Source organism: Aequorivita vladivostokensis (genome assembly GCF_000952855.1).
In the GTDB taxonomy this organism is placed as follows: Bacteria; Bacteroidota; Bacteroidia; order Flavobacteriales; family Flavobacteriaceae; genus Aequorivita; species Aequorivita vladivostokensis.
In genome coordinates this window covers 393,669-415,822 of the sequence record NZ_JSVU01000002.1, presented here as the reverse complement: position 1 = coordinate 415,822, position 22,154 = coordinate 393,669, and the positions used below count along the sequence as shown (strand labels likewise).

Here is a 22,154-nt window from a genome sequence, read left to right as displayed (position 1 = left end):
TGATTAACTTTGCCCGATGCAGATTAAATATTCCTTTATAATCCCAGTATTTAACAGACCCCAGGAGGTTAGGGAACTCCTGGAAAGTTTCATGCACTTGGATTTTGATAAGGAATATGAAATTGTAATTGTAGAAGATGGATCTACTGAACCTGCAAGCGATATTGTGGACCAATTTTCCAAAAATCTCAAAATTTCATATTATTTTAAAGCAAACTCAGGTCCCGGAAATTCTCGAAATTATGGAATGGAACGCGCCAAGGGAAACTATTTTATAATCCTAGATTCCGACTGTTTGCTGCCTCCACATTATTTGAACGCGGTAGATGATTTCCTTCAAAGAAAATTTTATCACTGCTTTGGTGGAGCAGATGCAGCCCATCAAAGTTTTACACCTTTGCAGAAAGCAATTAACTACGCCATGACGTCTTTTTTAACCACTGGCGGTATCCGGGGAAGCAAGAAAAGCGTAACTAACTTTGAGCCCCGAAGCTTTAATATGGGAATATCAAAAGAGGCTTTTTTGAAAACGGGTGGCTATTCCAAAATTCATCCAGGGGAGGACCCCGATCTTTCACAGCGAATTCTAAAGGCAGGATACCAAACTACCTTTCTTCCCAACGCATTTGTATATCACAAACGCCGAATTTCTTGGGAAAAATTTTACTTGCAGGTTAAAAAGTTTGGATTAGTGCGTCCTATCCTAAACAGATGGCATCCTTCAGCCTCGAAAATCACTTTCTGGTTTCCTACGTTTTTTGTAGTATTTGTATTGCTATCGCTCGTGTTTTCAATCGTGTTTTCATCGCTGTTTTTAATCCCACTGGGCTTTTACCTTCTGGTCCTCCTAATAGATTCTTCCTTAAGAAATAATAGTTTCTATATTGGCGTTCTTTCCATAGGTGCCGTATTTATCCAGTTTTTTGGATATGGAATGGCATTCGCAAAGGCTACTTTTTTCATCAATTTTCTGAAGAAAGATCCCCAGAAACAATTTCCCTTTTTATTTTTTAAGTAAATTTAGAGATGGCGAAAAACAAGAATATGGCAAAAGGGTTTTTAAAGAAAAACAAGAATTTAAAAGTAAAACGGTTTCTTTTCTTTTTATTGGTCGCTACTATTTTCTGGATTTTAACCAAGTTCAGTAGGGAGTTCACCGCTACTATGCTTGCAAAAATTCACTATGAAAATATTCCCGAAACAGCGGCGTTGTCTGAAGGCAATCTGCGCGACATAACCTTTGATCTGACAGCCAACGGATTTGAGATTTTATTCTATAAATTTAAAAAGCCAACGATCGATGTGCCGGTGGGCAAATATTATGACAAAGGGGAGGATCACTTTACGATTTCCAAAAATGAACTGAACCGAATGGTATCTTCCAATTTCAACCGAAACTTGGCTGTAAAAAATCTCTCGGTCGAAGAGCTGAAGGTAATACTGGATCCGATTGTACTGAAGAAGGTGCGTGTAATCCCGCAACATAAATTTACTTTTAAGGATGGGTTTAAGCCAGTGGACAGTCTAAAGATCGCCCCAGACTCCGTTATAATTTCTGGTCCTTCGGGAAGCCTGAAAAATATTGCGGGCATTAAAACCGAGAAGATTTCTTTGGAGAATATTGACCAGGACATTTCGAAAACCATCAAGATAACCAGCAATAATGAAGAGATAGTTTCAATAAAGCCCGATAAAGTGACAATAAGCTTACGGGTAGCCGAATTTTCCCAAGGCAAGTTCACTCTTCCAGTGCAGGTTATCAACCTTCCGCCGGATATGGACATTAAGCTTGTTTCCCCAAATGTTACTGTTTCTTTCGATGTTTCCGTGAATGACTTTGCTGACATTTCAAAGGAAAATTTTAGGGTTATTTGCGATTATTCCAAAAGAAACAAGGAAGAAAATTTTATGCTGCCCACTTTGGAAAAAAAGCCTTCGAATATACAAAACGTGGTTTTTGAACCCAAGAAGATAGACTTTTTGGTCTTTAAATAAACGATGGTTATAATGGCCGAAATATTAATTCAATGAAAATAATAGGTCTTACCGGCGGAATAGGGAGCGGTAAAACAACTGTGGCAAAAATGTTTTCGCAGTTAGGCGTACCCGTATATATAGCAGATGTGGAAGCAAAAAAGTTGATGAATACTTCAAAAGTTATTCGTCGAGAACTAATAGCTTTGCTCGGTGAAAAAGCATATTCCGAAAAAGGCCTCAACCGGGCTTTTGTTGCCGATAAAATTTTCAATGATAAACAATTGCTGCAGGCAGTAAATGGAATAATCCATCCTAGAGTCGCCGAACATTTTAAAAAATGGGCCTCAAAACAAAATTCTTCCTATGTTATTAAGGAGGCCGCCATTCTTTTTGAAAATGGCGCTTACAGGGAATGCGATAAGGTCATTCTTGTCACCGCACCAAAATCCATGCGAATCGAGCGTCTTTTGGCCCGTGATAAATCTACAATAGCTGAAATAGAGCAACGTATGGACAATCAATGGAGCGATGAAGAAAAGCGGAAATTGGCCGATATTATCATCGATAACCAAGACCTGAAAGCTACGAAAATTCGCGTGGCGGAAATCCATAACGCCTTGCTTTAGACGGTCTAGAGAGTGCATTTGCATCTTTTGTTAACATTTGGTTAAATGGACGAGTGGCTAAATGTTAAAATCTTACTTTTGAGGTATGAACAAAAAGCTATTCGTATTGCTTATAGCGCTCATGAGCCTCTCATTATTGGGAATAGTTTTCGTTCAAGGATATTGGATTTCAAATGCTTATAGAACAAAAGCAGAGCAGTTCACAATAAATTCCAAGCAAGTTTTATTGTCTGTTGCCCAAGAAATTCAATTAAGGGAAAACGAGGCCTATTATCAGGTTTATAGTGCTTATGTGGACAGTATTCAAATTCCTGACAACCAAAGTTTCACCGAATTGGCTTATAGAATTCAAAATAAGGCCACAAATGAAACCTACATTTTTACCGATGGAATTTTAGAACAGGATTATAAACTCTCCACGGGACTATTCGATTCGGATATGGATAGTGTGCAGTTCCGGAAACTTACCAGCAGAAAGACAAAAACAAAAATTTCTGAAGGGCTGGACGGAATAACCACGACAGATACGAGGGTAGAATCCTTCTCCAGAATGAAGGATTATGAACGTAAGCAATTTGAGGATTTTGTAGGCAATGTTACTGCGATGGTACCTATCTACAAAAGAGTAACCGCAGAGGAGATAAGAAGCCTAATAGCGAAGGAACTAAAGGAAAGAGGGTTAAAATCTAAATTTGAGTTTGCCATTTATAGCAACAATCTGGAAACGAAGGTACGCTCCAAAGATTTTAAGTTTAATGAAGAAAGCACCTATACAATTCCGCTTTTCGGTAATGAAAACAGCAATAATTATGAACTGTATGTAAACTTTTCTGAAAAGGAAAAGTTGGTTCTTAATAGTATTCTGGGTATGGCTATCCTTTCACTGGTCTTTACGGCGGTGATAATTTTAGCATATTCCAGTGCCATATCGCAAATTTATAAACAGAGACAGATATCACAAATAAAAAGTGATTTTATAAACAACATGACCCACGAGTTCAAAACTCCCATAGCGACCATTAATTTGGCGTTGGATTCGTTGAAAAATCCGAAGGTAAAGGACAACAGGGAATTTTTGGATCGATATCTGGGAATGATAAGGGATGAAAATAGGCGGATGAATGCACAGGTTGAAAATGTTTTGCGAATTTCAAAACTTGAAAAAAACGAACTCGATCTGCCCAAGGAGCGACTGGATTTGCAGGATATAGTTGAAGATGCCATTTCGCACGTAAGCCTGATAATAGAAGACAGGGGAGGATATGTGCATACGCATTTTGGGGCGCTCAAGTCAACCGTCTTGGCTAATGAATCACACCTAAGCAATGTTCTGGTAAATATACTTGACAATGCAATAAAATATTCCGAAGACGAACCAAAGATAGATATCTATTCAGAAAACGTAAAGAATAGCATTATCCTAAAAATCCGCGATCAGGGTATGGGAATGAGCAAACCCGTGCAAAAACGCATTTTTGAAAAATTTTACCGCGAACATACCGGCGACATACATAATGTTAAAGGGCATGGCCTTGGTTTAGCCTATGTAAAACGTATTTTGGATGATCACGATGCCGAAATTTACGTAGAAAGCGAAAAAGGAAAAGGCAGCACATTTATTATAAAACTACACTTAATATCTTAAAATTATGGAAACAGAAAACAAAAAAATCCTTCTTGTGGAAGACGATCCCAACTTTGGGACAGTATTAAAAGATTACCTAGCCATGAACGATTATAACGTAACCCACGCAAAAAACGGGATGGAAGGTTTTGAAAAATTTAAAAAGGATGATTTCGATCTTTGCATACTAGATGTAATGATGCCTTATAAAGATGGCTTCACATTGGCTAAGGAAATCCGGGAGAAAAACGAGGATGTGCCTATCATTTTCCTTACCGCAAAGGCCATGAAGGAAGATGTGCTTAAAGGGTACAAGGTAGGGGCCGATGATTACCTAAATAAGCCTTTTGACAGCGAGGTACTTTTGATGAAAATTAAGGCAATCATTCAAAGGAAAGCTACAGATTCTATTGCAGATAGCAAGCAATTTGAATTTCAGATTGGCAATTTCCACCTAAATTCCAAACTGCGATTCTTAACCTATAACAAGGAAACACCTATTAAACTTTCTCCAAAGGAGAACGAATTGTTGCGGCTTTTGGCACTGCACAAAAACGACTTGATGCCGCGCGAGCTTGCCTTAACCAAGATTTGGAGGGATGATAACTACTTTACCTCCCGTAGTATGGACGTTTACATTGCCAAATTGCGTAAATATCTAAGCAAGGACGATGGAGTGGAAATCATCAATATTCACGGCGAAGGATTCCGTTTGGTGGTGAAGAGCGAAGTTGACAATTAATTACAGATTAAGATAAGTGTAAAAAAACGCCTCTAAAGGGCGTTTTTTTCATTTATAAAATTTATAATTTCCGAGACCTCCGTATCGTAATCAAACCAATGGATAGCCTCATTTTTTTTAAACCAGGTATTTTGGCGTTTTGCAAATCTGCGCGTATTTTTTTTAATTTCTAAAATGGCTTCTTCCAAAGAAATTTTACCCTCAAAATATTCAAAAAGTTCGCGATAGCCCACTGTTTGCAGTGCATTTTCTTCTTTGTATTGAAAAAGCGATTTCGCCTCATCTATTAGCCCTTCCTTAATCATAGTATCTACCCGATGATTAATGCGTTCGTAGATTATTTCCCTATTGACAGTTAAACCAATAAATAAAGTATTGAAGTCTCTTTGTATATTTTCTTTTTTAAGGAAGGACGAATATGGTTTCCCGGTGGCGCGATAGATTTCCAAAGCCCGAATTACTCGGTGAGGATTTTGGATATCCACCTTCTCAAAATATACGGGATCTGCATTCCTCAATTCATTTTGTAGTGCCTCAAGGCCCTTTTCATTTAACTCCAGATTCAACTGTTCCCTTATTTCCGAAGGCACTTTTGGAAAATTGTCCAGACCTTTCACCACGGCATCCACATAAAGGCCAGAGCCGCCGACCATTATAACGATTTGATTTTTTTTAAAAAGATTTTCCAACAACGCAATCGCATCCCGCTCAAAATCGCCTACGGAATACGCTTCAAAAATACTTTTATTTTGAATGAAATGGTGCGGGGCGGCGCTTAATTCCTGTTTGCTGGGAACGGCAGTGCCAATGGTCATTTCCTTAAAAAACTGCCGCGAATCTGCCGAAATGATTTCCGTAGAAAAAGCCTGCGCAAGTTTTACGGCCAAGGAAGTCTTGCCGATGGCGGTAGCACCCACTACACATATTAACAATGGCTTTTTTGAAGACATTATGTTTCTACGTGACTTTTTGGGTTTAGTTCGTCCCCACACTTGTGGCAAAATTTGGCATCGTCTCTGTGTCGTTGCGCCCCGCAATTTCTGCAAGATTGGGTATTTACGTGAACGTAATCATCACTTGCCTTTCTTAAGTATTGGGCGCTCACAATTCCTGTTGGCACTGCGATAACTCCATACCCAAGAATCATTATGATGGTTGCCAAAAACTGCCCGGCCGGAGTAACAGGCGCAATATCGCCAAAACCTACGGTGGTTAGGGTTACAATACACCAATATACGCTCACGGGAATACTTTTGAAACCGCTTTCCTCTCCTTCAATAAGATACATAAGGGTTCCGGCAATAATGGCTACGATGAGAACGGCAAATATGAAGATAAAGATTTTCGGGCGGCTTTCTATCAGTGCCTTTTTCAACTTGTTGCCTTCGCCAATGTACCGCGTTATCTTTAAAATTCTGAAAACCCGCAACAGTCGCAACGCCCGCACGGTAAGCAAATAATTGCTCCCCACAAGTATGAACGACAGATATAACGGAATGGTGGAAAGAAAGTCAATAATTCCATAAAAACTGAAAATATAGTGCCTTGGTTTTTTTACGGTGATGATGCGCGCGATATATTCAATGGTAAAGAAAATGGTTATAATCCATTCAATTATATAAAACAACCGGTGGTATTCCAAATCGATGGAACGTACGCTCTCCAGCATTACGATCACAACGCTCAGCAGAATAAGTATCAGGAGGACAATGTCGAAAAGCCTTCCCATAGGCGTATCGGCTTCGTAGATTATTTCGTGAAGCCTGTAGCGCCAGGATTTTTTATTGGTTGGTTTCAAGATAATTTTTTTGAATGACTAAAAATAAGCAACTTTTAGCTTAATTGACTTTATTAACAGAAAGGTTTATGGTTTTAAGCACTTTATTCTTCCGAAGGTAATTTTGAATAATATGCCGAACGTCACGGCTGTCCTGCATTGGGTTGATAATGCTTTTTAGAATTTCGGGATTGTTGATCTGATAATTCAAATTATAAAATCCATAGCCTTTGAATTTTCCGTTTTCAATCAAAATCACGGAGCGTTCCTCCACGTCCCGTCCGCGGTCTATGATTAGCAGGTTTTGGTTTTCATTGGCATGCTGCTCCAAAAATGCCTGTACGCGGTTGTTATATTCGGCAGCCGGTTCCTTGTTAACACAAGCTCCGTAACACTCATTAATGGAATAATTGAAACACTGTTTTTTGGTCTCGTAAAGTCCCGTAAGCTTTTGGCACAGTTGGTTTTCCTCAGTTATTCTGAAAAGTGCAGATTTTGCCTGTTGATAATTACTGAACGTAGAAATGGCCTTTTTTCTGCCGTCCGCTTTTTCAATCTTTAGGTTTATGTAACCGTTTTCGTCAACAAAAGAGGTGAGTTGATGTGTAAAAACCGGATGCCGAAGCGATCGGTTAAATAGCGGCCTGTTTTGTTTTATTTCTTCAAACTCCTTCAAAAGCGCTATCATTTCATTCCCCGTTTTTTCAAAAGTGACCGCTTTAACTTCCCGTTGGATTTTTTTTGACTTCCGGTTATCGTTGGTAAAATGCTGCATCAACCTTTTTCGGATATTCCTGCTCTTGCCGATGTAAATTATGTTTCCCGCTTCGTTGTGCATATAATACACACCCGTTTCAGAAGGTGCGTTTTCAATAATATCGAGAAGTTTTGGCGCCATTTCCCGTTTTGGGTCTTTGCGGAGCGTTTCCGTAATTATTTCTTTGGAAGTGTCCTTTGCCAACAACATTTTAAAAAGTGCCACGGTAGCCTTTGCATCTCCCTGGGCGCGGTGGCGGTCGCTTAACGGAATGCCCAACGAGCGCACCAATTTTCCCAAACTGTATGAAGGCATATCGGGTATCAACTTTTTTGCGAGCTCCACCGTGCAAAGGGTTTCCTTTTCAAATGGGTAGCCTAATCGGTCAAATTCGGTGGTAAGGATTCTATTATCGAAAAGGGCATTGTGCGCCACCATAATACAGCCATCGGTAATTTCGATGATGCGTTTGGCCACTTCGTAAAACTTGGGCGCGTGCCGGAGCATTTCATTATTAATGCCCGTTAGGTTTACAACAAATGGCTGGATGGGCTTTTCGGGATTGATTAAACTTGAAAACTGGTCCACGATTTTGTGACCGTCAAATTTGTAAATTGCAATTTCGGTAATCCCTTCCTCATTGTATTTTCCACCCGTCGTCTCTATGTCTAAAATTGCGTACATCCGTTTATTGACTATTCTCTATTTTTATTTTTTATTGTAAAGACTGCTTACCGCTACAGAAAACTGTTTACTCGTAATTCCGTTCCCCAAAAATCGCACTTCCCACACGCACCATATTGCTGCCGTGTTCGATTGCGATTTTGTAATCGCCGCTCATTCCCATACTGAGAATTTTAAATCTTGAATCTTGAACCTTGAATTTTTCAAAAACATCCTTCAATTTCTGAAATTCTTCTGAAATCTGCCTTTCATCATCGGTAAAGGTTGCCATTCCCATAAGGCCCACAACTTTTACATTCTGAAGTTTTTTAAATGCCTCGGAAGCGAGGAGGGAAGCGGCGTCGGCTTCGTCCATTCCAAATTTACTCTCTTCTTCGGCTATCTTTACTTGAAGCAAGCAATTGATGGTCCGGTTATTCTTTAGGGCTTCTTTGTTGATTTCCTTTAAAAGTTTTAAGCTGTCCACCGCGTGAATCAGACTCACGAAAGGAGCCATATATTTTACCTTGTTGCGCTGCACGTGGCCAATCATGTGCCACTCCACATCCTTTGGCATTTCCTGCCATTTGGCTTCCATTTCCTGAATTTTGTTTTCGCCAAAAACACGCTGACCTGCGTTGTAGGCCTCCATCAAATCGCTCACGGGCTTGGTTTTTGAAACCGCTACCAGTGTAACATCCTTCGGTAATGCTTTTTTTAAATTTTTTAAATTTTCTGAAATCGTCATAATCACTTCTCTTTTTCCTTTCTCCTTTCTCTTTTCTCTTTTCTCTTTTTTCAGAATTCGTAAACCGTTACGCCACTTCTCAGTTTCGGTTCAATATAGGTGCTCTTGGGGGGCATTTTCAGGCCTTCGTCGGCTATCTGCTTTAGTTCGTCCGTAGTGACGGCAACCAGCCCAAAACCCACAGCAAACGTCCCCGAATCAACCACGGTTTTTACGTATGCCAAATCCTTTTTTCCGTGGGAATATTCAATGCGCTGGTCGTTCCGTAAATCCTCGATGCCGAGAAGAGGTTTTAAGACCGTAACGTATAAAATATGGGTGTCCAACGCATCGAGCGCATTTTTTATTTCATATTTTGTCTTGCGAAGGTACAAGGAATAAAACTCGCCATCAAGATACATGCTGAAATGGTGCAGTTTCGAAGGCTTGTAATATTCCATTCCGCGGTTTTCTATTCTGAAATGTTCGTCGAGCTTTATTAAAAACTCTTCCTTTGTCATCCCGTTCAAATCCTTCACCAAGCGGTTGAACTCATATATTTTTAAATCGCTTTCCGGAATGAGGTAGCTCATAAAATAGTTATAAGGTTCATCGCCGGTGTGGTTGGGATTTTCTTCCTTCAAATCTTTCGCTAATAGGTATGAAGAAGCAGAGCGGTGGTGGCCATCGGCAATATACAGCGCTGGCATTTTGCTATAAATCTGTTGGATTTTTTTCAGCAGCACTTCGTCATCTACATTCCACAGATAGTGCGTGTCGCGATAGGTGGTGGTAAATTCATACTCGGCGCGGCTTTGCATTACCTCTTCAATTATGGCTTCCAATTCGTCATTATCGGGATAGGTGAGGAGCACGGCTTCTGCGTTGAAACCCACGGTTTTTAGGTATTCCTTAAAAATAACCTCTCGAAATTCCAGCGTGTCCTCATGTTTTTTGATGACATCATCGGCGTAATCCTGAACGCTCGCCGCGGCCACAATGCCGTTGAACTCAAGCCTGTCACGGTTTACGATTTTATAAATGTAGAATGACGGTTTTTCGTCCTGAATAAAAATTTCATCTTCCTTAAATTCCTGATAGCGGTTGCGTACCAGGCCGTAGCGTTCTTCGCCCGAAATTTCCTTTTGATACTTATACCCCGGGTTCACGATATGCAGAAACGAAAATGGGTTGTCCCGCAATCGCGACTCTACCTGCATGGCCGTATAACTGTCATAGGAGCGCGCCGCGAGCAGGCTCACTTTGTCACGCGTAGGGCGGACGGCTTTAAAGGGGATAATTTTGGCCAATGTTTGGATTTATGAGTTTAGTAGTTTAAGTGTTTAAAAGTCGATGAGTCGATGGGTTGATAAGTTTAGGAGTTTAAAAGTTTAAAAGTTTAGTGGTTTTCTTTGTGGACTTTGTGCAAATCTTTGTGCACTCCGTGGTTAAAATTTATTTCGAAAATTGCGAAGAAACATCCTCCGCCTTTCTGTTTTGGCTGTAATCATAAAAACCTTCGCCGCTTTTGGCGCCCAGTTTTCCTGCCATGACCATATTTACCAATAATGGGCAAGGCGCGTATTTTGGATTTTTAAAGCCTTCGTACATCACTTTCAAAATAGAAAGACAAACATCAAGCCCGATAAAATCTGCCAATGCCAAGGGACCCATCGGGTGGGCCATCCCCAGTTTCATTACGGTGTCTATTTCCTTCACGCCGGCCACGCCGTTATAAAGCGTTTCAATGGCTTCGTTTATCATCGGCATCAAAATGCGGTTTGCCACGAAACCTGGGTAATCATTTACTTCCACGGGAACTTTATTCAGCTTTTTTGAAAGTTCTTCCACCGTTTTGAAAGTTTCCTCACTCGTGCTGTAACCTTTTATTATTTCAACCAATTTCATAATCGGCACCGGATTCATAAAGTGCATCCCGATAACCATTCCGGGACGCGAGGTTACCGAGGCAATCTGCGTAATTGAAATGGAAGAAGTATTGCTCGCAAGAATGGTATCTTCCGGACAAAACTTGTCCAAATCGCGGAAGATTTTCAGTTTTAAATCCACATTTTCAGTGGCTGCTTCCACAACAAGTCCCGCACATTCCACGCCTTCCTCAAGGCTGGTATAGGTGGTTATATTTTTCAGCGTTCGTTGCTTGTCTTCTTCAGAAATGGTTTCTTTAGCGACCATTCTGTCCAAATTCTTGGTGATGGTGGCAATCCCTTTGTCAAGCGACGTTTGGTGAATATCAATCAACTGTACTTTATAATCAAATTGTGCGAAGGTGTGGGCTATTCCGTTGCCCATTGTGCCTGCGCCTATTACTGCTATGTTTTTCATTTTTTAGATATGAGATTTTAGACTTGAGATTTTAGACTTTTTTATTCTTTTTATAATTTCTCCAAAGTTTAGGCCTCCTTTCGGGGTTAGGGGCCTATATTTTCTTAAAATTTTCAATTATCAACATGGCCACCCGAAGCGCCTCTGTACCTTGTTTAAGCGAAACCTCTGGAGTTCTATCGGCTTTAATGGCTTCGTAAAAACTTTCCAGCTCGTCAAGAATGGCATTGTTTGCCTCAATTTTTGGGTTTTCGAAATAGATTTGTTTTTTTATTCCTTCCGCATTGGTCAACACCATCGCAAAATCGTCTATTTCCTTTGGGGCGTCCTTCATTTTTACCACTTCGCATTTCTTCTCCAGAAAATCTACCGAAATATAGGCGTCGCGCTGAAAGAAACGGGCCTTGCGCATTTTTTTAAGCGAAATGCGGCTTGCGGTCAAATTTGCCACGCAACCATTTTCAAACTCAATGCGGGCATTGGCAATATCGGGCGTTTCGCTGATAACCGAAACGCCACTGGAGCTTACCGACTTTACCGAGCTTTTTACAACGCTCAAGATAGCATCGATGTCGTGTATCATCAAATCCAATACCACCGAAACATCGGTCCCGCGGGGGTTGAACTCCGCCAAACGGTGGGTCTCAATAAACATCGGGTTGTGGATTTTATCCTTAATGGCTTGAAAGGCAGGGTTAAAACGTTCCACTTGCCCTACTTGTCCGCGTACTTTCATCTCTTTCGCCAAATCGCGAATCTGCTCTGCCTGTGCGACCGTTTCCGTAATGGGTTTCTCAATAAAAAGATGCTTTCCGGCCCGTATTACCTTTTCGGCACATTCAAAATGTGTGCTCGTCGGGGTCACCACAACCACCATATCGCAAGCATCTATAAGGCTTTCCATCGAGGGAAAACTTTTATAGCCGAATTCAGTTTCTATTTGTTTCGAGGCTTCCTTGCTGGCATCGAAGAATCCCACAAGGTCATATTTTGTGGATTGTTGCAGCAATTTCAAGTGTATTTTTCCCAGGTGACCTGCACCCAGAACTCCCGCTTTTAGCATTGGCGTGTGTTTTTCACAAATGTACGGGTTTCGGGGGAAAGTTGAAAAGTTGAGGGGTCTAAAAGTTTAGGAGTTGATGGGTTTATAAGTTTAGAAGTTTATGAGTTTAGAAGTTCGAGTTTGATCCCTGAGCGTTAAAGGGAGTGTTTTGGCTTTCTTTGTGGTGGTTGACGTCAGAATTCTTGTTATTGGGAAACAAGCCATTTCTCATAATTATATGATTAACTCCCTTTAAGGCTGGGGTATTGGCTTTGCTATTTGCTTTCCGAAATATATTTGGAAATTGGTACTTGAAATTTGGTGCTTAATACGCTAATTTGGTTACTTTGTAAAGTCTAATATCTCACGTCAAAATCTCAAATCCAATAGCAGTGAAAGATACATTTACCCACCAAGGAATGCGTAAAAAACTGGTTGAAACCCTTAAAAGAAAAGGGATAGCCGACAAAAACGTTTTACAGGCCATCGGCAAGATTCCACGGCATCTTTTTATGGACTCGGGCTTTGTGGACCACGCGTATGTTGACAAGGCTTTCCCGATTGCTGCAGACCAGACCATTTCGCAGCCATATACCGTGGCTCGCCAAACGGAACTCTTGCAAGTGAAGAAGGGCGACAAAATTCTGGAAATAGGAACGGGGAGCGGCTATCAAGCTGCAGTACTTTTGGAAATGGGAGCGATTCTATACACCATTGAAAGACAAAACGAACTTTTCAAAAAAACGAAACTCTTTCTTCCAAAACTTGGCTACAAACCCAAACGCATGATTTTTGGCGACGGTTATATCGGGCTGGAAGAGGAAGCTCCTTTTGACGGAATTATCGTAACTGCCGGAGCGCCCTATGTCCCCAATCCGTTGTTGGCGCAGTTAAAAATTGGTGGAAGATTGGTAATTCCGGTTGGGGAAAATGTACAGATTATGACGGTATTTTTGCGTAAATCCGACACCGAATTTCAGAAAGAAGAGTACGGAGAATTCCGATTTGTACCACTTTTGGAAGACAAAAACTAAAGGTTTAGGTAATATATTCTATTATCTTGGTTATCAGAATCTTTTTCGCCTTCTCTTGGAATAAATCCATGTCGTTTCAATAGCTTTTTTGAAGGAATATTCCTATAATCCGTATAGGCTTCGATAGTTTCAAAACCTCTTTGGTTGAAGCCGTAATCCAAAACAGCTTTTAGTGCTTCGCCCATAATTCCCTTGCCTTGATATTCGGGGTCGAGGTCGTAACCCACCTCTGCGGTTTTTTTGTCTTCTGAAAAATTCCAAAGGCAAATGGAGCCAATCAAAACGTTTGATTCTTTGGTCGTAATTCCCCAGGCAATCGCTTTGTCGGATTTTAAATTGCCGTCCAGCAGTTGGATATGCGCAATTGCCGTTTCCCGCGTCTGCGGTGGCCGCTTTATGTATTTGTTGATATCTGTGTTTGAGCGTAAAAAATAGACCCTGTCCAGGTCTGCGGGAACTATTTTCCGAAGGTTTAAGCGTTCTGTTATTATGATTGGAAAAGGTATTGCCATGGTTTTATGCTTTGCGCTCTCCGCGTCTTTGCGGTAAAATTAACACTGCAGAGCCGTAAAGGGCACGAAGATTTAGTTTTTCCTTAAAAATTTAATCAATTCCTCAAAAGATTCCTGCGCGGCTTCTTCATCGTACTTTAGGAGATAATGCTTTTTGCTGATGAAGGGAATGTAGCGGTAATATTTTCCCTTTTTCAGGCTTTCCACATCATAGCCGTGATACGCATCATCATAAACTTGAATGGTCACATTTTCGGCAACCATATGCTTCAAAATATCGTCAACTTTAACGATTTTATCCTTTCCGCCAGTCATTACCAGTACTGGAACTTTTGGTTTAAGTTGAATTTCATAACCATTTGCAGGATAAAACATTGCAATTGATTTTATATTGAGTTTTTTCAATTCATCTTCATCATTTGCAAGCGGAATTAAACCGAGGCCAGCCCGTGACCAGCCCACGATGCTTCCCTCTGAACTTGGAGCGATATCTCCATTCTGTTTTGCCCACTTTAGAGCCTCTTCCAGTGTCCAGAGAATTTGTGCGGGTTCTTCTTCGTCAACGTCTCTTTTGGAAGCTTTATAGGCAGCAACATTATCGACCAATAGAACCGAAATGCCTTCCGCGTTTAGCTTTTCAGCTACCTTGTAATAATGGGTTGTGTCCTTAAAAATCCGCAAGCCGCCAGTCCCCGGTAGAAATACCACCCATTTGGAAGCGTCGTAATCCTTCGCTTTTTGAAAGTGGAAAAAGTCCGTCATTACTGCATCTTTCGGCACTTTTTGCATCGGAATACAACTAGTGAAAAGTGAAAAGATAACTAGTAGTTTTAAAATATTTTTCATAGTTTTTTCTATTAAAGCCCCAAAAGATCCAGAAATTTCAGCCCAAAAATAAAGGCGCCGTCGCTGCCGCCGTTGTAATAGGAGCGCACATAATCCACTCGCAACAGCCTGAATTTTCCAAAACCGAGGTTGTCAATACCTACGGAAATTTCGGAATAAGGTTTCCGTTCTTCGGTGCTCAAAAAGTGCGCGCCAGCTACTAAATTGAGATTCAATTGATTGATTCCCGGAATTTTCCCCAAAATCCATCCACGGAAATCGTGCTCCACATGGCCTTCAAAATAACTTTTGTTGGTGCTGAAATCGTAATAGGGCATCAGGTTAAAAACATTTGTATAATTAGGCGAAGTGCCCACCCGTGTTTGATTTCCGTTGAAATGTTTGTAATCCACAAAGGAAATCCCGTCGCCATTGGCAAAGGTTCCCCCTTTTAAATTGTAATAAAACTGTCCCTTGTTTCCCAAGGAAATGGATTGGTTCAAACTTGCTTCAAACTGAGTGTAATCATAATAACTTTCAGTAATCGCGGCACCATTTTCCACGGAAATATTTAACTCCGGATATTTGTTGTCGCCAATATTGAATTTCATATCGGGGTTTGAAAAATACTTTTGGGCAAAGTTGATGCGCGCCCGAAGCTTGCTTTTCACGATGTTATGCTCGGTGATTGCGGCATTGCTGAAATCGTTTGGTGCCAATGGGTTGTTGCTGGTATAGCTCACATCGTCAAATGGAATGGTAACGTAATCGGTATTGTTGAAAAGCGGCTTTCTGTTTTCATAAGCCACGGCGGCGTACAGGTGTAGCCCGTTAAAAACTTCCTGACTGTAAGCGATTCGTCCGAAATTTAGCTCGTACAGCTTCATATAGTTCCTTTCAAAGAAAAGGGTGGCAAACGTATTTATCAATGGCGAAATGGGCTCCGTATCATTAAACTGGGCCACTGTGCTTCCGCCCGAAAGGGAGAAGCGCAATTTGTCCGTCCAATTAAAATTCCGAAGAATATTCGCCGTAAACCGAAGCCTGTCTTCTGCAATCCCGTAATCTGCCCGAACGGCCGCCGAAAGGGTGTTGGTCTGGTTGTCGTCGTACCATTTGTTAAACGTTAGTCCCGCCGTACTCTTCCAGCCCTGAACGGTATTGAAATTTATGTTGGGCAAAGGGCCTTCATAACCAACAGACCATTTTTCAAAGGAATTTTTATAGGTATAACCTGTCAGCAGACTCAGAACACCGGGTTTGTTCGACTTTGCGTCCAGTGAATCCAAATAGGGCTTTGAGCGCCTTAAAACCTGTATGCTGTCTTTTTTGATGTAATCTCTCAGCTCCTCATCGGTCAACGGCACGGGGCGGCTGCCTCGCCAAAACAGACTGTCCTTTTTGTTGGCCTCGGGTTTAAAGGAAAGCACTTCGTTGGTAAAGGATTTTTTGGTGAACTGTGGCTTAAAGTCATAATTGCTATAAACGGCTATAAACCGACCGTCGCCTTCCATTCCCAAAAAGCCAAAACCGAAATCGACGGACTGTGAAATTTTCACCCAAAAATCATAATCGCTATCGTATTTATAGTTCTGTTTCACCATTAAATTGCTCACAAAAGGCACTTGTATCGCCGCTCCCGTGGTAGAAAGTTCAACTCCGTATAGCTGCCAATCGTCTTCCACAATATATACATAGCCTTGCCAAACCCTGTCATTGGGGCGTTTGGGGATTACCTTTATTTTGTTGATGAGTTTTGGGCCTTCGTAAAAAACGCCGTCCAATTTATAGTTGTAATAATTCAATGCATTATTGGCAATGGGCGAAACCAGTGCCGCGTTCAATTCAATCGTATTTTCGTAAAAGGAGATGTTGGCGCTCTGTGCGCTGTTGAAGCTGAAACCGTTATCGTTGCCGCTCACTTTGCTGGCGATAATCTTTTCGGTGAATTTATCGGGTTTTTGGTACGCTATTTCTGAAATGGTTTCCGATAGGTAAATGATGCCCGTGCGGGTAGAATCCAGCATTCCGTCAAAATCGCCGACTTCCTGGCCCATTATTTTTTCGGGCACGTTTTTAACTTTCCACAGTCCGCGCGAATAAAAATCGGCTGTGTATTCGCTCAACTTCTCCAGATTTTCCTTCCGTTGGGCAATGGTTTTTCGGATGATGCGGTACGCTGGGTCTTCGGAAGTGTTGACCACCACTTCATCAAGGCTGGTGGTTTCTTCTTCCAGGGAAATATTCAGAATAAAAGGAAAGGTACTGGGAGCAATCGTTTTGGTTAAGGTTTTATAGCCCAAGAACTGAAAAATAACCTTGTATTCGCCCGGTTGGGAAACGTTGAGCGAGTAGTTGCCATCGTCATTTGTGGTGGTGCCTATGTAGCTATTTTGAAGGTAAATGTTTACGTAGGGCAGGGGCTCGCCTTTGGTATCGGTTACTTTTCCAACAATTTGGGCCTGGAGTAGATAAGTGGAAAAAAGTAAGAGGACAAAAAGTAATTTTTTCATAAAGGAAAGAAGGACTGCTTTTGGTTATTTCCCAACCAAAATACCAAAACCTTATCTGCCAGTAAAATTTTTATGAATTAATTATTAAAAGCTTTTTTGATACGGCTAAGCTGCTTTTTGGTGTCGCGTTCCTTGATGGTTTCGCGCTTGTCGTACTCCTTTTTACCTTTTGCAAGCGCTATGTCCATTTTTGCCAAGCCTTTGCTATTGGTAAAAAGTACAAGCGGGATTATGGTAAGTCCGCTGTTTCTTACTTCCTTTTCAAGTTTTTTTAGCTCGCTGCGGTTTAAAAGAAGTTTGCGCTCGCTTTTTGGGGAATGATTGTAGTGCGTGGCGTGGCTGTATTCCTGCACGGTCATATTAATCACGAAGAGCTCTCCATTGCTAAATTCACAAAAACTTTCAGCTATGGACGCCTTGCCTTCACGAATGGCCTTAATTTCGGTGCCCCGCAAGACGATGCCGGCGGTGTAGGTATCGAGAATTTCATACTCAAACCTCGCCTTTCGGTTTTTTATTTTTACGTTTTTCTGAATTGCCATAGCTGCAAAAATAGATTGAATAATGCAGAATTAATAATGAATAAACAATAATGTGTACGGATTAAAGAATAAAGAATAAAGAATAAAGAATAAAGAATAAAGAATAAAGAATATTGTCACTCACCACTCACTACTCAACGATAATCGTTTCAACCTTTTTATCGGGACCATCTATCGTTACCTTAAAAAGTGTGGAATTATCACTATCGTCCATATCCTCAAACCTGTCTTCGCCTATTAATTGGTTCACCAACTGCGGGGTGGTGTTGCTATGGCCGGCGATGAGCACGGTCTTTCCGTTGGTTTCCTTTAAAAATTCCTCGGAATAGATTGTGTTCGGGTCATAGCGCTTTGGCGAAATCTGCTTCTGCTGTGCTATGAACGAAATGGTCTGCTTGGTACGGATGTATTTTGTTATGTAGATTTCATCAAGCTTGATGGGTTCAAAATAGGCAGCCCAACGCTTGGCGCGCATCATCCCGTCAATGTTCAGGGCAGGGTCGGGGTCTTTTGGGTCGGTACGTACTTTTTCGGCGTGGCGGATTAAATAATAAGTTGCGCTGTAATTGGAGGCAGCAGATTCATTGCCGCTCTCAGATTCTTTTTCTTTTTGTTGTCCGCAAAAGGTGAAGAGTGGCAATAGTGTCAATACTAAAATGAAATGCTTCATAGGTTTTGCTTATTAAATAACACTTTTTAAGATTCATTGGCAAAGTTATAACTAAAACTGTGGAATCTTTAATATTTCATTATTAGAAATGGGCGGGTTCCTGTTGTAATTTTATAAAACGAAAAAGAAAAATTAATTTAACTTAAAACAAAAAAGCTATGAACGAAGATCAGTTTAAAGGAAAATGGAACCAAGTAAAAGGTAAATTTAAGCAGAAATACGCAGACCTTACCGATGATGACCTAAAGTATGCCGAAGGAAAATCGGACGAATTGCTTGGTCGCCTTCAAGAGAAAACAGGTGAATCCAAAGAAAAATTGAAGGAACAGATTGACAAGTGGTAGTTTTAAACTAAACTTTAGTTACCGCTTTATTTGAAGCCGGACCCCTTAAAATTTCAAACATTGAAATTTTAAGGGGTCTTTTTTTGGCCTAATGCGGCTATTAATGAATTAGAGATACACAAAACCCCCAAGTAAATTCTTGAGGGTTTTTCAAATTGACTAATTAATCCAATCTATTCAACTAAATTCTCTTGGTTTCTAAATACCAGTGAGTCATCAAAGCTATCGAGCAAGATTATACTGTCAGTGGTTATTTTTCCGGCGAGGATTTCCTTACTTAGCTCGTTCAGCACTTCCCGCTGAATTACCCTTTTTACAGGTCTTGCGCCAAACTGCGGATCAAATCCTTTTTCCGAAAGGTACTTAATGGCTTCCGGTGTGGCATCCAGCACGATGTTCTGTTTCAAAAGCATTTTGGAAACGCCTTTCAACTGTAGCTTTACAATCTGCTGAATATCGCTTTTTGAAAGCGGGGTAAACATGATGATGTCGTCAATACGGTTCAAAAACTCTGGGCGCACGGTCTGCTTTAAAAGCGCCAGCACTTCTATTTTGGCTGCTTCCATTGCGGTCTCGGGATCTTTTACAGTCTCAAAGCGCTCTTGGATTATATCGCTGCCCATATTGCTGGTCATAATAATAATCGTGTTTTTGAAATCTGCTAAACGGCCTTTGTTATCAGTTAGTCTTCCTTCATCCAACACCTGCAATAAAATATTGAAAGTATCTGGGTGCGCTTTTTCAATTTCATCAAGCAAAACCACGCTATAGGGTTTGCGGCGCACGGCCTCGGTGAGTTGTCCGCCTTCCTCGTAACCCACATATCCGGGAGGCGCACCTACCAAGCGGCTCACGCTGTGGCGTTCCTGGTATTCGCTCATATCTATTCGGGTCATTGCGTTTTCATCGTCAAAGAGATATTCGGCCAATGCCTTTGCAAGCTCGGTTTTACCCACCCCAGTAGTTCCCAGGAATAGGAAGCTGCCTATGGGTTTCTTTTCATCCTGCAACCCTGCACGGCTACGGCGAATGGCGTCGCTAACCGCTTCTATGGCTTCGTTTTGGCCCACCACACGTTTGTGCAAATGGTCTTCGAGCTTCAATAGCTTTTCGCGGTCGCTCTGCAGCATTTTGGTAACAGGTATTCCCGTCCATTTTGCTACTACTTCGGCAATGTCCTCGCGGGTTACTTCCTCCTTTATCATGGAAGTGCCGTCTTGTTTTTCGGCCAATTGTGCTTCCAATTTATTGAGTTCTTCCTGAGCTTCCTTGATTTTTCCGTAACGGAGCTCCGCAACTTTTCCAAAATCGCCTTCCCGTTCGGCACGCTCGGCTTCCAACTTGTATTCCTCAATTTGTGTTTTGAGGTTCTGCACATTGTCAACCACCTCTTTTTCACTCTGCCATCGCGCGTTAAGTTCGTTGCGTTCTTCCTTAAGATTGGCAAGTTCGGCATTGAGCGATTTCAGCTTGGTTTCGTCCTTTTCCCGTTTTATGGCTTCAATTTCAATTTCAAGCTGCATAATTTTTCTGTCCAAAACGTCAAGTTCCTCGGGTTTTGAATTTATTTCCATTCGAAGTTTACTTGCGGCTTCGTCCATAAGGTCAATAGCCTTATCGGGAAGAAAACGGTTGGTAATATATCTTTCCGAAAGTTCAACGGCAGCAATAATTGCCTCATCCTTAATACGCACTTTGTGGTGGGTCTCGTATTTTTCCTTAATTCCTCGAAGAATTGAAATGGCACTTTCCGTATCGGGCTCGTCAACAACCACTTTTTGGAAACGGCGTTCCAAAGCTTTGTCCTTTTCGAAATATTTTTGATATTCATCCAATGTCGTTGCTCCAATGGCGCGCAATTCGCCACGCGCAAGGGCGGGCTTCAAAATATTCGCGGCGTCCATGGCACCCTGTCCGCCACCAGCGCCAACGAGGGTATGGATTTCGTCAATGAAAAGTACGATATCGCCTTCACTGGAAGTTACTTCCTTGATAACGGCTTTTAGACGCTCTTCAAATTCACCTTTGTATTTCGCTCCTGCAATCAGCGCGCCCATATCCAAAGAATAAATCTCTTTTGATTTTAGGTTCTCGGGCACGTCGCCATCAACAATTCTATGCGCCAAACCTTCCGCAATGGCGGTTTTTCCTGTACCGGGCTCGCCCACAAGCATCGGGTTGTTTTTGGTTCTTCGCGAAAGGATTTGAAGAATTCTTCGTATTTCCTCATCACGGCCAATAACGGGGTCCAGCTTGCCGTCGCGGGCAAGTTGGTTGAGGTTTTTGGCGTATTTATTTAAAGAATTATAAGTTTCCTCGGCACTTTGGGAGGTTACCTTTTCACCCCCGCGGAGTTCGTCAATCGCGGCTTTCATTCCCTTTTCGGTTACGCCTTGGTCTTTCAGGCTCTGTGCAATGCTGCTTTTTGAGTTTAGAATCGCCAATAAAAGATGTTCTATGGAAACATATTCATCGCCCATCTTTTTTGCAATATTGCTGGCTTCGATGACCGTTTTGTTCGCTTCGCGGGAAAGCATAATATCGCCGCCGGAAACCTTTGGAAAGCTTTCCAATTGCTTGTCCAAGATTTGTTTTAGGGTAACAAGGTTTACGTTAAGTTTTTTTAAGATGAAAGGTGCCACGTTTTCATCCACGTCAAAAATAGCTTTGAGGAGGTGTTCGTTCTCAATCTGCTGGTGGCCGTAGCCCTGCGCAATCTGCTGCGCCTGCTGTATGGCCTCTTGGCTTTTTATTGTAAAGTTGTTAAAGTTCATTTTATTGCTTATTATCTATTGTTATTTTTTATTTGAAATGGCTTGGATCCGATAGCTATCGGATGCGCTTGGTCTGACATATTATTTTATTTCAAAAAGGTATTTTCAAATATAAAGCCACGCTAAAATTAAGACAAAATGTCTGCTAAATTCTTTGATTTAACAGACATTATGACGGCTTTAACAGTGGGGACTTTATCATTTCTTTTAGAAAATACTACGCTGAAACTCGTAGTTTTGAATAACTAAAAAACAAAAATAATTTATGGGATTTTTTGATAAATTTAAGTCGCCGAGAGACCTTGCGAAAGAAGAAATAGTAGAAGTACCGTGGCACGTTTTGGGCACTATGGAACAATTGGATGAACTAGTGGAGGAATCCAAAATCAAACCTGTCGCTATTTTTAAACACTCCACCCGTTGCGGGATTAGCCGAGGCGTTTTAAAACTGTTTGAGAAAAACTACAAACTTACCGACGAGCAATTAAAACTGTATTATTTAGACCTCTTGCAAAACCGGGAGATTTCAAATGAAATAGCAATGCGTTTTAAGGTTCATCACGAAAGCCCACAAATGCTTGTTATTAAGAATGGGGAAGTGGTACACCACGATTCGCACCATGCTATCGAGGCTTCGCATTTGGAGCGGTTTGTTTGAT

General features: G+C 41.3%; 21 protein-coding genes. 8 read left to right on the top strand and 13 right to left on the bottom strand.

The annotated features are described in order from the left end of the window. The first annotated feature begins 16 nt into the window (after positions 1-16). The 5 genes from MB09_RS04700 to MB09_RS04680 all read left to right on the top strand — a co-directional run bounded on the left by MB09_RS04700 (position 17) and on the right by MB09_RS04680 (position 4,969). Positions 17-1,018: a glycosyltransferase gene (locus tag MB09_RS04700; RefSeq protein WP_045079712.1), complete on the top strand. Its 1,002-nt coding sequence runs from the start codon at positions 17-19 to the stop codon at positions 1,016-1,018. Positions 1,019-1,026: 8 nt separating this feature from the next. Beyond that, positions 1,027-1,995, top strand: coding sequence for a CdaR family protein (locus MB09_RS04695; protein WP_045079711.1), 969 nt, complete (start codon positions 1,027-1,029; stop codon positions 1,993-1,995). Between the two features lie 32 nt (positions 1,996-2,027). Further along, entirely contained in the window at positions 2,028-2,603 is a 576-nt protein-coding gene (gene coaE / locus MB09_RS04690) for a dephospho-CoA kinase (protein ID WP_045079710.1), read from the top strand. Positions 2,604-2,688: 85 nt separating this feature from the next. Then, positions 2,689-4,248 (top strand): sensor histidine kinase, encoded by a 1,560-nt coding sequence (locus tag MB09_RS04685; RefSeq protein WP_045079709.1) that lies wholly within the window; start codon positions 2,689-2,691, stop codon positions 4,246-4,248. A gap of 4 nt (positions 4,249-4,252) precedes the next feature. Further along, entirely contained in the window at positions 4,253-4,969 is a 717-nt protein-coding gene (locus MB09_RS04680; protein ID WP_045079708.1) for a response regulator transcription factor, read from the top strand. Between the two features lie 32 nt (positions 4,970-5,001). On the opposite strand, the gene miaA is transcribed toward MB09_RS04680, so the two are convergent. The 7 genes from miaA to MB09_RS04645 all read right to left on the bottom strand — a co-directional run bounded on the left by miaA (position 5,002) and on the right by MB09_RS04645 (position 12,302). After that, on the bottom strand, positions 5,002-5,919 hold the full coding sequence (gene miaA / locus MB09_RS04675) for a tRNA (adenosine(37)-N6)-dimethylallyltransferase MiaA (RefSeq protein ID WP_045079707.1): 918 nt from the start codon (positions 5,917-5,919) through the stop codon (positions 5,002-5,004). Then, on the bottom strand, positions 5,919-6,767 hold the full coding sequence (locus MB09_RS04670) for an ion transporter (protein WP_045079706.1): 849 nt from the start codon (positions 6,765-6,767) through the stop codon (positions 5,919-5,921). Before MB09_RS04670 ends, miaA begins: the two co-directional genes overlap by 1 nt. A gap of 40 nt (positions 6,768-6,807) precedes the next feature. Beyond that, entirely contained in the window at positions 6,808-8,202 is a 1,395-nt protein-coding gene (locus tag MB09_RS04665; RefSeq protein WP_317619473.1) for an exonuclease domain-containing protein, read from the bottom strand. Between the two features lie 52 nt (positions 8,203-8,254). Next, positions 8,255-8,914: a YggS family pyridoxal phosphate-dependent enzyme gene (locus tag MB09_RS04660; protein WP_045079704.1), complete on the bottom strand. Its 660-nt coding sequence runs from the start codon at positions 8,912-8,914 to the stop codon at positions 8,255-8,257. 50 nt (positions 8,915-8,964) lie between these two features. Then, entirely contained in the window at positions 8,965-10,203 is a 1,239-nt protein-coding gene (locus MB09_RS04655; RefSeq protein ID WP_045079703.1) for a DUF1015 domain-containing protein, read from the bottom strand. A gap of 145 nt (positions 10,204-10,348) precedes the next feature. Continuing rightward, complete coding sequence (locus MB09_RS04650) at positions 10,349-11,239, bottom strand: 3-hydroxybutyryl-CoA dehydrogenase (protein ID WP_045079702.1); 891 nt, start codon at positions 11,237-11,239, stop codon at positions 10,349-10,351. Positions 11,240-11,333: 94 nt separating this feature from the next. Beyond that, positions 11,334-12,302 (bottom strand): Gfo/Idh/MocA family protein, encoded by a 969-nt coding sequence (locus MB09_RS04645; RefSeq protein ID WP_045079701.1) that lies wholly within the window; start codon positions 12,300-12,302, stop codon positions 11,334-11,336. Positions 12,303-12,673: 371 nt separating this feature from the next. Here MB09_RS04645 and MB09_RS04640 point away from each other — a divergent pair, with 371 nt between their 5' ends. Further along, a complete protein-coding gene (locus MB09_RS04640; RefSeq protein ID WP_045079700.1) occupies positions 12,674-13,315 on the top strand; it encodes a protein-L-isoaspartate(D-aspartate) O-methyltransferase in 642 nt (213 codons plus the stop codon). Here the strand turns inward: MB09_RS04640 and MB09_RS04635 are convergent. The 5 genes from MB09_RS04635 to MB09_RS04615 all read right to left on the bottom strand — a co-directional run bounded on the left by MB09_RS04635 (position 13,312) and on the right by MB09_RS04615 (position 18,377). Further along, on the bottom strand, positions 13,312-13,827 hold the full coding sequence (locus MB09_RS04635) for a GNAT family N-acetyltransferase (protein WP_045079699.1): 516 nt from the start codon (positions 13,825-13,827) through the stop codon (positions 13,312-13,314). The genes MB09_RS04640 and MB09_RS04635 overlap by 4 nt on opposite strands. A 72-nt stretch (positions 13,828-13,899) precedes the next feature. Further along, positions 13,900-14,673 carry a dienelactone hydrolase family protein gene (locus MB09_RS04630; protein ID WP_078056375.1) on the bottom strand — a complete coding sequence of 258 codons (774 nt, stop codon included), beginning with the start codon at positions 14,671-14,673 and terminating at the stop codon, positions 13,900-13,902. A gap of 11 nt (positions 14,674-14,684) precedes the next feature. Next, complete coding sequence (locus MB09_RS04625; RefSeq protein ID WP_045079697.1) at positions 14,685-17,165, bottom strand: DUF5686 and carboxypeptidase regulatory-like domain-containing protein; 2,481 nt, start codon at positions 17,163-17,165, stop codon at positions 14,685-14,687. Positions 17,166-17,242: 77 nt separating this feature from the next. Then, positions 17,243-17,707, bottom strand: a complete 465-nt coding sequence (smpB, locus tag MB09_RS04620) for an SsrA-binding protein SmpB (protein WP_045079696.1) — start codon at positions 17,705-17,707, stop codon at positions 17,243-17,245. Positions 17,708-17,837: 130 nt separating this feature from the next. Continuing rightward, positions 17,838-18,377, bottom strand: coding sequence for a SixA phosphatase family protein (locus tag MB09_RS04615; protein WP_045079695.1), 540 nt, complete (start codon positions 18,375-18,377; stop codon positions 17,838-17,840). Between the two features lie 158 nt (positions 18,378-18,535). Here MB09_RS04615 and MB09_RS04610 point away from each other — a divergent pair, with 158 nt between their 5' ends. Then, the gene (locus MB09_RS04610) at positions 18,536-18,721 is read left to right on the top strand and encodes a CsbD family protein (RefSeq protein WP_045079694.1); all 186 of its coding nucleotides are present in this window, start codon (positions 18,536-18,538) and stop codon (positions 18,719-18,721) included. Between the two features lie 173 nt (positions 18,722-18,894). Here MB09_RS04610 and clpB read toward each other — a convergent pair whose 3' ends face one another. Further along, positions 18,895-21,495, bottom strand: coding sequence for an ATP-dependent chaperone ClpB (clpB, locus tag MB09_RS04605; protein ID WP_045079693.1), 2,601 nt, complete (start codon positions 21,493-21,495; stop codon positions 18,895-18,897). Positions 21,496-21,760: 265 nt separating this feature from the next. Between clpB and ytxJ the strand changes: the two genes are divergently transcribed. Further along, complete coding sequence (gene ytxJ, locus MB09_RS04600; RefSeq protein ID WP_045079692.1) at positions 21,761-22,153, top strand: bacillithiol system redox-active protein YtxJ; 393 nt, start codon at positions 21,761-21,763, stop codon at positions 22,151-22,153. Position 22,154: the final 1 nt, after the last annotated feature.